Annotated in this window: 20 protein-coding genes and 1 CRISPR repeat array; of the genes, 1 reads left to right on the plus strand and 19 read right to left on the minus strand. The window is 28.4% G+C overall.

The features are described from left to right. Positions 1–54: 54 nt before the first annotated feature. Both ACTG46_RS10705 and ACTG46_RS10710 read right to left on the minus strand, forming a co-directional pair. Positions 55–831 (minus strand): DUF4428 domain-containing protein, encoded by a 777-nt coding sequence (locus tag ACTG46_RS10705; RefSeq protein WP_479922773.1) that lies wholly within the window; start codon positions 829–831, stop codon positions 55–57. Between the two features lie 190 nt (positions 832–1,021). Then, positions 1,022–1,773: a CRISPR direct-repeat array (repeat unit 29 nt; unit sequence CTTTACATACCACTTAGTTAATATAAAAT). Between the two features lie 307 nt (positions 1,774–2,080). Next, positions 2,081–2,752, minus strand: coding sequence for a hypothetical protein (locus ACTG46_RS10710; protein WP_479922774.1), 672 nt, complete (start codon positions 2,750–2,752; stop codon positions 2,081–2,083). Positions 2,753–2,989: 237 nt separating this feature from the next. On the opposite strand from ACTG46_RS10710, the gene ACTG46_RS10715 reads away from it, so the two are divergent. Further along, complete coding sequence (locus ACTG46_RS10715; RefSeq protein WP_479922775.1) at positions 2,990–3,193, plus strand: hypothetical protein; 204 nt, start codon at positions 2,990–2,992, stop codon at positions 3,191–3,193. Here the strand turns inward: ACTG46_RS10715 and ACTG46_RS10720 are convergent. The 17 genes from ACTG46_RS10720 to ACTG46_RS10800 all read right to left on the minus strand — a co-directional run bounded on the left by ACTG46_RS10720 (position 3,190) and on the right by ACTG46_RS10800 (position 13,686). After that, positions 3,190–3,423, minus strand: a complete 234-nt coding sequence (locus ACTG46_RS10720; protein ID WP_479922776.1) for a hypothetical protein — start codon at positions 3,421–3,423, stop codon at positions 3,190–3,192. The two genes, ACTG46_RS10715 and ACTG46_RS10720, sit on opposite strands and share 4 nt — an antisense overlap. Positions 3,424–3,570: 147 nt before the next feature. After that, positions 3,571–3,732 (minus strand): type I toxin-antitoxin system toxin, encoded by a 162-nt coding sequence (locus tag ACTG46_RS10725; protein ID WP_003429855.1) that lies wholly within the window; start codon positions 3,730–3,732, stop codon positions 3,571–3,573. Positions 3,733–4,111: 379 nt separating this feature from the next. Next, positions 4,112–4,264 carry a type I toxin-antitoxin system toxin gene (locus tag ACTG46_RS10730; RefSeq protein WP_227834518.1) on the minus strand — a complete coding sequence of 51 codons (153 nt, stop codon included), beginning with the start codon at positions 4,262–4,264 and terminating at the stop codon, positions 4,112–4,114. 341 nt (positions 4,265–4,605) lie between these two features. After that, the gene (locus ACTG46_RS10735) at positions 4,606–5,046 is read right to left on the minus strand and encodes a phage tail assembly chaperone (RefSeq protein ID WP_479922777.1); all 441 of its coding nucleotides are present in this window, start codon (positions 5,044–5,046) and stop codon (positions 4,606–4,608) included. A gap of 72 nt (positions 5,047–5,118) precedes the next feature. Then, positions 5,119–5,595, minus strand: a complete 477-nt coding sequence (locus ACTG46_RS10740) for a phage tail tube protein (protein WP_254487059.1) — start codon at positions 5,593–5,595, stop codon at positions 5,119–5,121. A 16-nt stretch (positions 5,596–5,611) separates the two neighbouring features. Continuing rightward, on the minus strand, positions 5,612–6,922 hold the full coding sequence (locus tag ACTG46_RS10745) for a phage tail sheath family protein (protein ID WP_479922778.1): 1,311 nt from the start codon (positions 6,920–6,922) through the stop codon (positions 5,612–5,614). Further along, positions 6,923–7,108 (minus strand): hypothetical protein, encoded by a 186-nt coding sequence (locus ACTG46_RS10750; protein WP_479922779.1) that lies wholly within the window; start codon positions 7,106–7,108, stop codon positions 6,923–6,925. Further along, positions 7,092–7,529, minus strand: coding sequence for a phage tail terminator family protein (locus tag ACTG46_RS10755; protein WP_479922780.1), 438 nt, complete (start codon positions 7,527–7,529; stop codon positions 7,092–7,094). The genes ACTG46_RS10750 and ACTG46_RS10755 overlap by 17 nt, the downstream gene beginning before the upstream one ends. Next, complete coding sequence (locus tag ACTG46_RS10760) at positions 7,522–7,947, minus strand: HK97 gp10 family phage protein (RefSeq protein ID WP_021385813.1); 426 nt, start codon at positions 7,945–7,947, stop codon at positions 7,522–7,524. Before ACTG46_RS10760 ends, ACTG46_RS10755 begins: the two co-directional genes overlap by 8 nt. Continuing rightward, positions 7,947–8,309 carry a hypothetical protein gene (locus ACTG46_RS10765; RefSeq protein ID WP_479922781.1) on the minus strand — a complete coding sequence of 121 codons (363 nt, stop codon included), beginning with the start codon at positions 8,307–8,309 and terminating at the stop codon, positions 7,947–7,949. Before ACTG46_RS10765 ends, ACTG46_RS10760 begins: the two co-directional genes overlap by 1 nt. After that, positions 8,303–8,704, minus strand: a complete 402-nt coding sequence (locus ACTG46_RS10770) for a hypothetical protein (protein ID WP_479922782.1) — start codon at positions 8,702–8,704, stop codon at positions 8,303–8,305. The genes ACTG46_RS10765 and ACTG46_RS10770 overlap by 7 nt, the downstream gene beginning before the upstream one ends. Positions 8,705–8,713: 9 nt before the next feature. Beyond that, positions 8,714–8,947, minus strand: coding sequence for a hypothetical protein (locus tag ACTG46_RS10775; RefSeq protein ID WP_479922783.1), 234 nt, complete (start codon positions 8,945–8,947; stop codon positions 8,714–8,716). Positions 8,948–8,964: 17 nt separating this feature from the next. Then, positions 8,965–9,855, minus strand: a complete 891-nt coding sequence (locus ACTG46_RS10780) for a capsid protein (protein ID WP_284181006.1) — start codon at positions 9,853–9,855, stop codon at positions 8,965–8,967. A gap of 11 nt (positions 9,856–9,866) precedes the next feature. After that, on the minus strand, positions 9,867–10,430 hold the full coding sequence (locus ACTG46_RS10785; protein ID WP_479922784.1) for a phage scaffolding protein: 564 nt from the start codon (positions 10,428–10,430) through the stop codon (positions 9,867–9,869). Positions 10,431–10,498: 68 nt separating this feature from the next. Next, the gene (locus tag ACTG46_RS10790) at positions 10,499–10,747 is read right to left on the minus strand and encodes a hypothetical protein (RefSeq protein ID WP_021395626.1); all 249 of its coding nucleotides are present in this window, start codon (positions 10,745–10,747) and stop codon (positions 10,499–10,501) included. A 1-nt stretch (position 10,748) separates the two neighbouring features. Further along, positions 10,749–12,284 (minus strand): minor capsid protein, encoded by a 1,536-nt coding sequence (locus ACTG46_RS10795; protein WP_479922785.1) that lies wholly within the window; start codon positions 12,282–12,284, stop codon positions 10,749–10,751. Next, complete coding sequence (locus ACTG46_RS10800) at positions 12,274–13,686, minus strand: phage portal protein (RefSeq protein ID WP_479922786.1); 1,413 nt, start codon at positions 13,684–13,686, stop codon at positions 12,274–12,276. Before ACTG46_RS10800 ends, ACTG46_RS10795 begins: the two co-directional genes overlap by 11 nt. Positions 13,687–13,711: the final 25 nt, after the last annotated feature.

Below are 13,711 nucleotides of genomic sequence, written 5' to 3' on the forward strand. Positions count from 1 at the left end.
TTCTTTTTGGGAATAATAAAAGCACTTACTTATTTTTAAGTAAGTGCTTATGTATTATAAATTCAATAGTTCCTTTTTCTTAGTATCAAATTCTTCTTGTGTGATAGCTTCATTATCCAAAAGATTTTTATATTTTAATATTTCATCTGCTACAGATGGAATATTATTATTTTGTGTATCAATAACTTCATTATCTTTCACAATTATTGCAAGAATAGATAATATCTCTTGAGCAGAAGAGCATGCCATTTTATATATCGAAGAATTACCCTTAGTTCTAAATTGAATTAAATTTATATAAATATTAGGGTTATTTAAATCATTTAAAGTTATTTTTATTTTAAGATTATCTATAAGTGCCTTTGTTGTTCTTTTAGCTGTTACTCCACCAACAACAGCACCTACTCCACCAAACAATGCACCTCCTGCTAAAGCTCTTCCTATTCCGCCTTTAGTCAAAGTTTCGCCATTTTCCAAAAGTTCATATTCTATAACATCACTGTAATTATAAACATTTAAATTCATTTTTTCTCTATCAAATCCATTCAAAACAACAAACTTCTTATTATCATCATCAAATTCTATAAATTTATATATTTTTTTTGTAGGATTGAAACTATTTAAATCTTCTTGTCTATTTTTTTTTGCTTCAATAGCTTTTTCGACTTCTAACTTAGTTGGCATTTCACGATATAAATTATTATTTCCTGGAATAAAAGTAGCAACTGCATATTTCTTAAAACACTCTTTGCACAACCATCCATCAGCAATTTTTTGTTTTCCTTTTTCTCCACAAATACAACAATTCTCTTTCCCTCCAAATAATCCCATAATATTACCCCCATATAATAATTTTATAAGATTATTATACTATATAAGTAAAGTTTTTACATTATAACCACATCCTTTCAATAAAAAAACACCTACTTGAGTAAGTGTTTTTTAATTATTTTTAATTTTAAGTCCACATAGTTAATATAAAATCCACATCCAAATAATCAGCGATAGATTTGATAATATTCTTTACATACCACATAGTTAATATAAAACCTGTATTTGGTTCAAACTTAGCAGATACAGTAAGTGGAATTTACATACCACATAGTTAATATAAAATTTTAAAGAATATAGTCATATAATAATCCTTCATAGATACTTTACATACCACATAGTTAATATAAAATGAGAATGCTCTATTTTGTTATTTCTCTAAAAGTAAACTTTACATACCACATAGTTAATATAAAATCATTAGAAAAAATCAGTCTAGCCTTAAATTTAACATCTTTACATACCACTTAGTTAATATAAAATCATATTGGATACAACTTGTACTGCGCTTCGTATAAACTTTACATACCACTTAGTTAATATAAAATGATAAAGTTCTTGAAACGTATTATTGTCAGACGAAAATCTTTACATACCACTTAGTTAATATAAAATTATGTATTTGAGTGGATTTGAATATGGTGCTATTGTCTTTACATACCACTTAGTTAATATAAAATATTTGTTATTATATAAGTATAAATATTTTGAAAATTGCTTTACATACCACTTAGTTAATATAAAATACGAGTTAAATCAATAACAACTTTTTCAGTAATAATCTTTACATACCACTTAGTTAATATAAAATTTTTATAGAATATAAAACTAATAAAAAAGGTAATTGACTTTACATACCACTTAGTTAATATAAAATAGTTCTTTTTTGACTTTAACTTTTAAAGAAAATGTGCTTTACATACCACTTAGTTAATATAAAATCCCAAAATAAACTTAGTATTTTCAATACTTACACATATACAACTCTCTCAAATTTGCAGTGAACCATGAGTAGTGCAGTTGATAACACTTATCACACAACCTCAATGCCTTACATTGCAACTGTTAAAGCCTACTTTATCACAAATATCGCTCACTGCAAAATTTCTATATTTTTATTATATCATAAAATTCAAACTATAAAATTAAAATGGAATAATTTATCAATTTAAAAGCACCTACATGTTTGTAAGTGCTTTCTGCCCTAATATTTTAATTTCTAGTAGTACATATAATATTATGGTTAATTCTAATCAATTTCTAAATTAAATACAGATTCTTTCCCTGTTTGTATATCTCTAAATTCATTATAAAAACTTATATAATGACACAAGTCATCGTTTTTGTCTGAATAAAAAGCAAATGATGGCTCAAAAATTTCGTAGTCCTTCAATTCTGTTGCTATTTTTCTTATAAATTTTTTGCACTCCTTTTCATCTTTAAATATTTCATTTTGTACACTTATATTAAATGTAGTATACATATCTCTAATAGAGTATACCTCTAACTTGTAATTAGCACCTCTATATTCTTGAGGTATTAATGGTTCTAATTTATTTTCTAAATCTTCTGCACTTATTTCTATACCATATTTTTCTTCTTTTTCCTTTTTTCTTCTCGCATCATCTTCTTCATTTGCTCTTTGCCATTCTTCTTTTTTAGTCTCTTCTTCCTGCATTCTTTGCTCTTTTCTAATAACTAGTTTTTCTTCTGTATATGAGATTATATCATCCCAAACTGACCATAGATATATTGTGAAAATAAGAAAAATACAAGATAAAATTCCCATAACTTTTTGTTTTTCTCCAATGAAATAAAGAAGTACAAGTAAAGCCAGTAACATTAAACTCACTGGCATAAAATATATAAATATACCTATTCCTAATAATATTAATATTATTGCTACTATTATCGCTGACATAATAAAATCCCCCACAAATTACTCATCTCAAACAATATTATAGCATAATTTGGTAAAACAAAAGTACCTACCATTTAAGTAAGTGCTTTCTTTGTTTATTTATTTCCCATACTACAAACATAAAATTTTTACATATTATTCTTAATATAAACAAATCTCCCTAATATACCATGCTATAATTAATTCAAGAGGTATTAGTAGATACTTCTAAACTAATTATGAAAGGATGGTGAATATATGGTATTTGAAAGTATTTATGAGTATTGTTCAGTAGCAGGTGAAAATGTAATGGCAACAGCCGAATTTTATGAGGTTCCTATTTTAAATGCTACTGAAAAAGGGCTAAAATTTTCAAATTTAGATTCTCCCTGTTCTGATGAATGTCCATTTTGGGGAACATTTGATTGTGAATTAACTAAAATAGCTCTAAAAATGTACTAAATTCTTAATCCTGGACCCATTTTAAGACTTGTAATTTTAGATAATTTCTTAAATGAGGTCCAGTGATGAATGCAAGCATTATTTTTGTAACACTCATATCTATATTCACATCTACAACATGGATTATATTCCTTTTTTATAACTTCATTTTCATTTTTTAATACATATACTTGAATATGTCTAGCAATACAATATAAATCCTTTTCTGTAAGTTCTACATCTTTCTCCATATAATCACCTTCTTTTTCACAAAAAAAAGTACTTTCTATTAAAACAAGTACTTTGCATATTTTTTCTAATTTGTGGTATAATAATAGCAAGAAGAACTACAATCTATTTGACAGTAGAGTGAAGTTCATAATTTAAACAATTAGTAATTATTTAAATTTATGGAACTTGATTTTAAAATCAAATTCCCAGCCACTTTTACTCTTGCCGCGAGTTGAGTGGCTTTTTACTTTTAGAAATACTTTACAAATTAAGCAAAATATTAAACTAGCAATAACGCCAGCTATTACATTAAGTAAAAAGTTATTCATACTTCCCACCTCCTTTCATTAGGAAGTAGGTTTTATCTCAGTATGAACTCCACTCTATAAATTGTAGATTACATCTTCTTGCTAAAAATATTATAACATATAATTATTACATATTTTACCTATTCTATATTTCTTTAACTAAGTAAGATTTGGCAAAACAAAAGCACCTACCATTTAAGTAAGTGCTTTCTTATTTACAATTTTTATAATTAAATTTATTCATTAATTTAGATTCATTATCATTGTTTGTAAAAATTAACATTAATTATTGTCAAAACTGACAATAATTAATGTTAAAATTTTTTTATTGTGGTATAATAAAAGCAAGAAGAACTACAATCTATTTGACAGTAGAGTGAAGTTCATAATTATAAGCTAATTATTTTTTGGATTTAAACATAAATTTAAATTCAACTTGTAAGTCACTCTTTGTGCGAGAGTGGCTTTTTGCTTTTTTGATTAATTTACCAATTACGTAAGCTATTAGAGTAGCTGTTAAGCTAGCTAATACGCCAATCAAAAAATTATCCATACATACACACCTCCCTTCTATACGTTGGGAGGATAATCTTTTGTATGAACTCCACTCTATAAATTGTAGATTACATCTTCTTGCTACAATTATTATAACACATAATTCTTACATATTTTACCTATTCTACATTTATTTTATATTTTTCTATCTTCTTCGTCCCCTCTTTCTCTCTCTTTCAGCTTCTTTCATTGCTTCCTCTTCATCCTCTATCTTGACAAGTATTGAGGCGGCTGCTAATGCTCTCTCATTAACTTCTAAATTCATATAATCACCTGGTTTCCACTTTAATTTTTGGATACAATAATGAGTTATACTAGCATCAAAATCGCCACCTCTGATTAGTTTTTTGCTTCTTCTACTTTATCTTCAAATGAGGTATCAAATCCATTTACTTCATTCACTTTTACTGTATAATTTACATACTCACCTGCATTTAACATTGCTTTTAGTAGCTGAGCTTCTCCCATAACTCCATAACTATTTTGTAACTCAACGTCTTTCAAATCGGGAAATACAGTAGATGCCACACATAATTCAGCTACATAACTGTTGTAGTCAATTTCACTAGTGTATTGACCAGTATATTTCCCATTGTTGCCAATTACCTTCACTCTTTTAGTACAATTTCTTCTTAATGTTTCGTCTTCCTCAGAAGATAAAACTTTAAGTTCCCACTCTACTGGCTTTCCTTCTTCATCTAAAAATCTATCACTTGCTATATATTTTACATTATCAACCTTTATTGCATTTTGACTTAAAAAAGCACTTAAATTACTCATATTATTCTAATCTCCTTATTATTTTAATTTTCTACATAAAAAATACACATCTATAAATTATAAATGTGTATTCTATATTGTACCTGATATTAAATTGAACTTTTCAACTAATTCCCAATCCTCACACGTAAAGTCCATATCTTCATCCAAATACTCACCATCAGCATCAAATTTAGTAATTATTCCACTATCCATATTGCAGTCTTTGAGTATTACTGTCTGTCTTCCTACTGAACTTGTTGGGTCTTCAGTGGTTACCTGTATATCAAAATAAATATCCTCACCAGTCTCTTTATATCTATAAAGCAGTTCTCTAAAAATAGAAGTATTAAAATGAAATGTTGCACTCCCTGTAATTTTACTTCCTGTTGTTTTATTCCCTTTTGTAGTTCTACCCAGTATAGGAATTTCACTTTTGGTTTTTTCCATTTTAGCTTCTAAATTAATAGCACTCATAAAATTATATCTTTTACCTTCTATTGTTACAAAACACTCTGCTTCAGATGCACTTATTGCGTCTCTAACATTCATAGTAACATTTTTAGACATATATTATCACTCTCCTCTAACTTACTGAAACAGTCATATAAAGCTTACTCATAGCATTAATAACCTTAACCGCATCACTTACTATAACTGTTTTCTTATCGTTTCCAAGCTCCACCAAAACATCATCAGTTTTAAAATCTTCTATTGCCCTTATATTTTCTAATTCTTTATGATGCTTAACAACATCATTCCAAAAACTTATTCTTCCTGCTGCATCATTCGGAACTTTACCCAAGTACTTTTCATTAAATAAAGTTGCAATATCATTAGCTATTTGGTCAAGCACTCTAACGCTTTGATTACTTGAAAAATCGTCATTCTTATCATCTGTAAAACTAACAAAAGTATTTATATCCTCTAGCACATGAACTTCATCACCAACTTTATGAAATATAAATTTACCACTCTTTAGCGATTCCTCAAGTTGTATTTGTGTGTAATTAACATCAATATCAAATTCACCATCGTATCGCTTATTTGTATTAGATTTATTTATATCACATCCTGCTATAGCTCCAGTTGACCAATAAATTAAACTAGACTCTAATAATCCAACATCTTTTATTTTATTTTCAACAGATACTACACCTTCATAATCACTATCATTTTTCTTATATAGTACTGTTTGAAATTTTGCCCCTACTTTATCTCTCATTCTCTTTGTAAATTCTACAAATAAACTTTTAATTTCTGCTGTTGTAGCTAAACATCCTAAAGCATTAAAGCTATAGCTTTCTATTTTATCTAAGAAAGCTTGGTATTCTGTCCCTGTAACTGCTTCTCCATTAGTACCACCAGTAAATACAAGTCCTGCACTTGCTTCTAGTGTTGCATCCTTTTTCCAACTAACATAGTCATTGTCAATTAAATCTGTAATGACTTTAGCTATTTGTGTATCTACTTTCTTATTATCTAGCAAAGTTACAACATCAAATTTAGTATTATCATCAACATTTGTTGTAACTATTACTTTTAAGTCATTACCTCTTATACCACTGCATCTAGCTGTAGCAATACTGCAACTAGCTTTAACTCCTTTATTTAATTTATAAAAATAACATAATCTTATATTTTTAAATAAATCTCTAAGACCTTTTAACTTCTCATGAGTGTAATCATATCCAAAATACTTCACTGAATACTTTTCAAAATCATCACTACTTACTTGAAATACTTCTTCATCAATACCCCAATCAAGTTCAATTGGCATTGCAACAATCCCTCTATCACTAAGCGAACTAGTTGCCCTTGCAGCACTTACAAAGTTTATATAACTTCCTGGTAACACTTTATTTTGTGTTACAAATGTTCCTCCACCTAAAGCCATCTAACTCACTCCTTTCATAAAATTGTTTATTCTATCCTCTACTTCTAAGAAAGAATATAACTCATTTTCTTTTAAAATTGCATTTAATAAATCTTTTCTATTTACATACTTCTTAGAATTAACTATTTGCTCCTTAGTAAACTTATAATTATCTTCTTTACTTAATGTTTTACTCAAAATTATCACCTCTCTTTAGACCGCCAAACAATTCAACTCCATTCATTTTTTCTGTATCATTACTTTTTATAGTGAAATAGTTATAGTCAACAAAGAAGTGTAGCACATTATCTATAATTTCAAAGTTCATATTTGTACCTCTTACTAAATCTTCATCAATTTCTATATACTCTAATTCCTCCAACAACATTTCAGCTATCTCATTTATCTCAAATGATTTATCATTGCTTTTGGGAAAATAATGTACATCAAATGAGTTCTTATTTAATGTCCTGCCACTTGGATATGGTACTTTACTTGGATTTAAAGGGCAAATAAAAAAACAAGGTTCATTTATCCCTTGTTCTACATCTTCACTATAAATTGTATAACTTTCTCCAAACGATTTATCTAATTTTACTGATATTCCATCAATTATATTATTAAGCATCAAATACCTTCTTTAATAAATTTATTAATTTCTTTTCTATTATTACATCCACTTGACCTCTTAATTCTTGTACTGAAATAGTCATCATATATCTACCTTTAACCCAACCTTTATGATTTCTAGTTCTATGACCATATTCAATAAAACTGGCATATTTGATGGGGTTAATAATTTCTATAATGTAAGTATCTCCAGCTTTAATGACTGGAAGTGACCTTGCATAAGCTACACCATTCCAACCTTGTCGTAACACTCCTGTGTCAACTGGCGTACGTTTTATAGCTTTACCAATTAATCTTGCTGCTAACTCTTTTGCACAATCTCTGCAAAACTTATCGAGTTGACTTTCTTCCAACCTTTGTAAATTTCTTTGTAACTTCTTTAGTTCTTTAAAATCAACACTTCCACCTCTACCCATTATGCTTTATCCTTAAATAATTCAAGTATTACCTCTTGATGGTTTGGATATATCGCAGATTCTCCACTTCTTATATATTCTTTTGTAATATTATTTTGATTAGTTATAATAAGTTTTGAACCTGCTTTAACTTCTATGTTTGGTGATATAAAGAGTTTAATTGTCTGTATAAGTTTAGCCACTTTTCCATCTGTAGCTGATGCAATATTTTTATATGAAAGCTTACATGTTTGATTTTCTAATACGACTACTTCTTTATTGCTGCTCCTTTTAGTTATAGGGTCTTTAATTGGCTGATACTCAACTATAGTACATTTATCTCTATATAACATTTCTATTGCTTTTCTAGTTTTACTTACCATCTTAAGCACCTAAAGGTTAATATTTTACTCTTACCATAAGTCATAAGGTAGGTTACAAGGTTATCAAAGCGTTGTTCGGGAGTTTGTGAGCCACTTCCTATAGCAAAGTCTATCTTTGTATCACCTTCTGATATAGACTTTTCTACAGTTTCAAAATTAAGACTTTCTATATCTAATTGACCCATATTTTTTTTAGTAAATAAAAACTCACCAACTATCATATCTACTTCAATTTCTTTTAATTCAATAGGAATAGAATTTATATTACAATCTAGTTTAATGATATTCTCTATCTTTTCTTTAACAAAACCTATTAACCACTTGTCTCCATCTTTTAATGTATACTCAAAGCTTTCAAGTCTTTTTTCTATATCATCAATTATATTATTTTCCATAACTTTCACCTACTTTTTAGTAAGCTTATTTTTCTCTTTAAGCTGCTTATTTTCTTCTTCTAAAGACTCAACTTTTGACCTTAAAATATTATTTTCAGCTACCAAATCTTTTATATTTAATGACTTCCCATATTTTACTGCCTTACCAGTTTCATCTATCAAATCATATCCCATCTCTAAAAAATCATCTATTCTACATTCTTCTATAGTTAGTATTCTATTTAGTTTTTTTACTTGTGGCACTATATATCACTCCTTTTTTATGCTTCAACAACAAATTGTATTGCATCAGCTTTTTTATTTAATATAAATACATCCTCAAAACTTTCTTCAAAGTACAAGTATTTTCCTTCTGTAACTGCTCTTGGTTCGTCTAAAGTAGCGAACTGATAAGAAACTGGTGTAATTACTGCAGATGGATGTATTAAAGACATATTTATTTGTTTAGCTCCTGCTCCTGCTTTCCATCCAGTTGTAAAATCATATGCAGTTTTCATAAGTGCTGATGGAATTTTAATTATCTTTACTGTATCTATATCAGTTGTTTGACGATTAAGAGAAGTCCCTCCATCTTTTATATTTACTGTTCTTTGTATCTCTTTAGCATTTTTAATAAGAGTGTTTATCACTGGTGTAACATACAATATTCTTCCATTTTCTGGAACCCTAGCTTCTGTCATTCTTTCCATCATCATATCAAATATTTCTAAGACATTTGCAGTTGTAATAACTGTTGTATCTGCTACTTTGCCTAGTGCTGTCCAATCAGCATATATTTTAGATATACAATAAGCGTCCATTTCAGGGAACTTTTGTTCTTCATTATATACTTGAGTTATATTACCTATTGAAGCTACATGGTTAGTTTGGTCAACATCCGCTGGATGAACTAATGTTGACCATTTCCTTTGGTTAGTTAATACTTTAGGTTCCCAAGCATTATCATAGTTTCTTTGAGCTACTGCAATTGTATCCCTATTTGAATCAACTCTCCCAGTCGTGCTTATAGTTGGTATTTCTATTGTTTTAGACCCAGTCCATCTATATCTTCCATTATTTTCTGTTGCATACAAATCCCCGAAGTTTAAAGTATAAGGATATGCTTGTGCTAAAACATTTGAATATTCTTTTGCATAATTTAGTGCTGCCATTTTATTTCCTCCTATTTATTATTATTTTCATGAGGTCTTACCCCAGTAAAATTAAAACCAAAATCAGTTATTTTAGGTTCTTGACCTGGTGTTATAGTATTTATTTTAGGTTCTTCACCTTCTAGCGTTGCATTAAACAAATAATCTTTATCCTGTTTCAAAGGATTTATTTGCTCTTCAAAAGCTTTTTGTCTATCTTTACTATTTCTTAAGCTTTCTATGTCTAAATGAGCTTTTAATGCGATTTCATCTCTACATTTAACAGATTTGAAAGCATCACCTAACCAGTAATTAAAGTCTTTTTCTTCAATTTCTTTTTTGTAAGTTTCTTCTAAAGTTTTCTTATCAGTTTCATAAGTTGTTTTTAGACTCTCTACATCTTCTTTTGTCATACCTCCTTCAAACTTTTTAATAGTTTCATTAGCTGTATTAAGTTGTGTTTCAAGATTCATATAATCTTCTTGAGTAACTGTAGTCTCTTTTATTTTCTTTTCTATAGACTTTTGAAAAGAAGCTATATCAATCTTGTTATCCTCTATTTTTATTCCTTCCAGTAGTTCTTTTAACCAATCCATTTTTAATATCTCCTTTCATTTTTTGCATAATAAAAGCACCTACCAATTTATCATTTAAGTAAGTGCTTTTACATATTTACTATCTGTATATCTTTCCATAAATCCTTTAGTAATTTACCATCAATGTTGTAATTATCAACCATATCCTTACCATTTTTATAATACTTTGTATCTCCATCAGGACAAAGAGTAATAAATCTTGTATCATCATCTCCGATAGATATATTATATGGTTTGCTATATAAGTCAAATTCTATATCTAATCCTAAATCAATAGAATTAATTAAATGTTGCAAATTCTTAAATTTATTATCCATTTTATTCTCCTTTCAAAATATCTTTGTTAGCTATTTTATGAGCCTTTGTAAGCTCCATATCCTTCTCTCTTTTTACCCTGTCATGGTTATTTTCATCAGCTAACCAATCATGTTTATGAGGTACAATTTTGTGTTGCTTTGGGTTTCTATGGTCAGTTAAATCTAAATCTAATCTAGGTTTTCCTGTATTACCATAGTATCTTCTTTGAATTAATTTACCATCTTTGTAATTATCAAATACACTATTTGGTTTTGATTCAAATGGCACTGAATGAACACTTCCACTAGTTAAATTCCTCTGATTTTTAACTTGCCAATTTACATCTTTATAAAGCTTTTTAACTTCTTTATACCTTATAGTATCATTATACTTCATATGTTGATATTCATCAAATTTAGAAGGTATTTCATTTCCTAATACTTTTTTATATTCCTTAAATTGTTTTCTATCTTTACTCTCATTTAGTTGCATTTTTCTAAGAGTATCAGCTTTTTCTTTTCCAAGTCTATCCTCAATATGTTTCTTATACCACTCATTATATTTCATACTAGATGGTACATAATAAGTTTTAGCATTTTCATCTCTTGCTGCTCTATAACCTTCTTCGTCCTCAAACCAAGGAGCTATTGTTGTCCGACAACGACAATGAAATGGTGGAGCTGTTATTCCAACTTGATAATCTTTCATATCAAATACTTTACCATCTAATTCTCTACATATATTTGAGGTTCTTAAATCTAATGTGGCAACTATCTCATATTTTTCTACATCTAAATCGTTGAAACAATCTTTCCTAGAAGCTGATGCAAAGAAAGCTGATTCAGTCATTATTAAATTCTTAGCTTGAGATTTAGATACATTAAATCTCTTAGCAAAGTCATTTACTAGATTCTTTGGATTTTCACCTCTAATAATCGATTGAGTTAATTTAGTGTGTAGTTCATTTACTAAAGCAGGTCTATGTTTACCCCAAATCCTTTCGCTAAAATTTAATCCATCACTAGTCCAAGGCTTAGAAATAATTTTATTTATTCTATTAGTATCAAGTGACATTAAACTCCACCCAATATTTACTCCTTGTTGAATGTTAAAAGCTGTATGATTATATCCACTTATATAAATATCTTTCATTAACCTATCAATACTATCAAGTTCATTTCCATATAAAACTTCTACTTGTTGTTGTATTTGTAACTTTAAAGCTTCAAGCCTCGTTATATGAACCCTTGCACTAGCATTTTCTAACTCTTTCATCCATTTCTGATTTATAGCATTTTCTTTGCCATATTTAATATACTCTTCTACATTCCACTTAAATTCTTCTAATTCTCTTGTGTTAAGTAGCTTCTTAGCTTCTAACAAAGAAATACCTTCATTTTCAGCAAATCTGTTATACCATGATAATATATCTTTTTCTATACTATTCATAGCTAATTTGTATTGCTTTTCCAATTCAAGATAGTATTTTACACTTTTATTATTCTGAGCTTCTTCTAATTGTTCAAATCTTTTCCTCCAATAATCTTTATGTTTCATCTATAACACCCTCTTGATTATTAGTAGGAATTAAATCATCATATTCTTTTTGGGTTTCTTCCTGTTTTTTAAGTCTTTCAAGTTCGTCATTAACATCTTCAACCCAAGGATGATTACTAACAATAGTTTCATCTGATATAATTCCAGTTGATTTAGAAGCCATATCTATCTTTTCAGCTTCATTTATTATCATAGAGTGATTAAAAGTAATTTGAACTGTTTTATAATCATAGCTCTTACTGCTACTTATCTTTAAATACTCACATACAAACCACAAAAGTTCTCTAATTGCTTTTTTAAACTTCTTTTCAGTCTTGGAACATTTAAGGTCCAGTAGTGAATATAAAAATTTAAGTGCTACACCCGATTTGTCACCTGTGTTTTGAGATTCGGGATTAACCCCTTGACCAAAAATAATTATATTCTTTTCTAATCTATCAAGAAGCTCTTTTTTAGCTTCAACTGGTATACTTATCTCTAGTTTATCAACTCCACCTCCACCATCTACTTTAATTGATTTATAGTATCTTATATTATCTATAAACTCTTGTAGACTTGTTCCTGGATATTCTTTTAATACATAAATAACCTCTTGCATTTCATCTAAATTGTCTGCAAGTGTAGAAATGTTATTATCATATATATCAATTAAAGACTTATAGAAAGTTAAATCAGATACACACTTTTCATTATTTTTAAAAGGTATAAAAGGCACTTTATCCCATCCTTGTTCTTTGTTATTTATTCTAAAATGACCTTCTTGTATATCGGTCATTTTTCCATATTCATCATATAAAAGCTCTTGAACAAAACTGTTACCTCTTTCAATAAAGTAAGTTACATCATTTTCTGTATAATATTCAACTCTTTTTATCTTGTTACCATCTATATCCTCAATGTAGTAAAACCTAATAAATGCGACTAATTCCTTCTGCCTTTTACTATCCCAAATAGGAATAGCTTCCTCAGCAGGTATTATTACATATTTAAACTCACCTTTTCTATTAATATATGGGTGTAACCATTCTATGCCTTTATTGCTTGCATTGAGGTAGAGTTCTGTTATTGTATCGTCAAATTCTTCCCCTAGCAGGTCGTTTAAAAGCTTAGTGAAATTGTCATCATTTGCATTAAATACTATTGGATTTCCAACACTATAGCCCACTTTTTGGTCAACTAAAAGCTTGTGATAGTTGTTAACTGCTTTATTATTAACCTTAGTGAAATCCTCAACCTTAGAACCATCTAAAAGGTAGTATCTTCTTTTGTTCTTTATCTTTGCTCTTACATAATAATATTCTTCTCCTTCTTTGTACTGTTCCGGTCTATGTTTTAAGATGTAGTGCTCTATAACATTAATTAAGTTAAAAGTACTCTCTTTTTTAAGTTGAGCTTTTATCAAATCTGTTTCACTTATATAAATTTTT

It is taken from the genome of Clostridioides sp. LIBA-7678 (genome assembly GCF_056716065.1).

Excerpts from the sequence above, each read along its gene's own strand:
- ACTG46_RS10735 (WP_479922777.1), bottom strand. The coding sequence starts at position 5,046 with ATGAGTAATTTAAGTGCTTTTTTAAGTCAAAATGCAATAAAGGTTGAT.
- ACTG46_RS10790 (WP_021395626.1), bottom strand. The coding sequence starts at position 10,747 with ATGGATAATAAATTTAAGAATTTGCAACATTTAATTAATTCTATTGAT.
- ACTG46_RS10715 (WP_479922775.1), top strand. The coding sequence starts at position 2,990 with ATGGTATTTGAAAGTATTTATGAGTATTGTTCAGTAGCAGGTGAAAAT.
- ACTG46_RS10765 (WP_479922781.1), bottom strand. The coding sequence starts at position 8,309 with ATGGTAAGTAAAACTAGAAAAGCAATAGAAATGTTATATAGAGATAAA.
- ACTG46_RS10770 (WP_479922782.1), bottom strand. The coding sequence starts at position 8,704 with ATGGAAAATAATATAATTGATGATATAGAAAAAAGACTTGAAAGCTTT.
- ACTG46_RS10780 (WP_284181006.1), bottom strand. The coding sequence starts at position 9,855 with ATGGCAGCACTAAATTATGCAAAAGAATATTCAAATGTTTTAGCACAA.
- ACTG46_RS10745 (WP_479922778.1), bottom strand. The coding sequence starts at position 6,922 with ATGGCTTTAGGTGGAGGAACATTTGTAACACAAAATAAAGTGTTACCA.
- ACTG46_RS10710 (WP_479922774.1), bottom strand. The coding sequence starts at position 2,752 with ATGTCAGCGATAATAGTAGCAATAATATTAATATTATTAGGAATAGGT.
- ACTG46_RS10725 (WP_003429855.1), bottom strand. The coding sequence starts at position 3,732 with ATGAATAACTTTTTACTTAATGTAATAGCTGGCGTTATTGCTAGTTTA.
- ACTG46_RS10785 (WP_479922784.1), bottom strand. The coding sequence starts at position 10,430 with ATGGATTGGTTAAAAGAACTACTGGAAGGAATAAAAATAGAGGATAAC.
- ACTG46_RS10730 (WP_227834518.1), bottom strand. The coding sequence starts at position 4,264 with ATGGATAATTTTTTGATTGGCGTATTAGCTAGCTTAACAGCTACTCTA.
- ACTG46_RS10705 (WP_479922773.1), bottom strand. The coding sequence starts at position 831 with ATGGGATTATTTGGAGGGAAAGAGAATTGTTGTATTTGTGGAGAAAAA.
- ACTG46_RS10755 (WP_479922780.1), bottom strand. The coding sequence starts at position 7,529 with ATGCTTAATAATATAATTGATGGAATATCAGTAAAATTAGATAAATCG.
- ACTG46_RS10760 (WP_021385813.1), bottom strand. The coding sequence starts at position 7,947 with ATGGGTAGAGGTGGAAGTGTTGATTTTAAAGAACTAAAGAAGTTACAA.
- ACTG46_RS10795 (WP_479922785.1), bottom strand. The coding sequence starts at position 12,284 with ATGAAACATAAAGATTATTGGAGGAAAAGATTTGAACAATTAGAAGAA.
- ACTG46_RS10740 (WP_254487059.1), bottom strand. The coding sequence starts at position 5,595 with ATGTCTAAAAATGTTACTATGAATGTTAGAGACGCAATAAGTGCATCT.
- ACTG46_RS10720 (WP_479922776.1), bottom strand. The coding sequence starts at position 3,423 with ATGGAGAAAGATGTAGAACTTACAGAAAAGGATTTATATTGTATTGCT.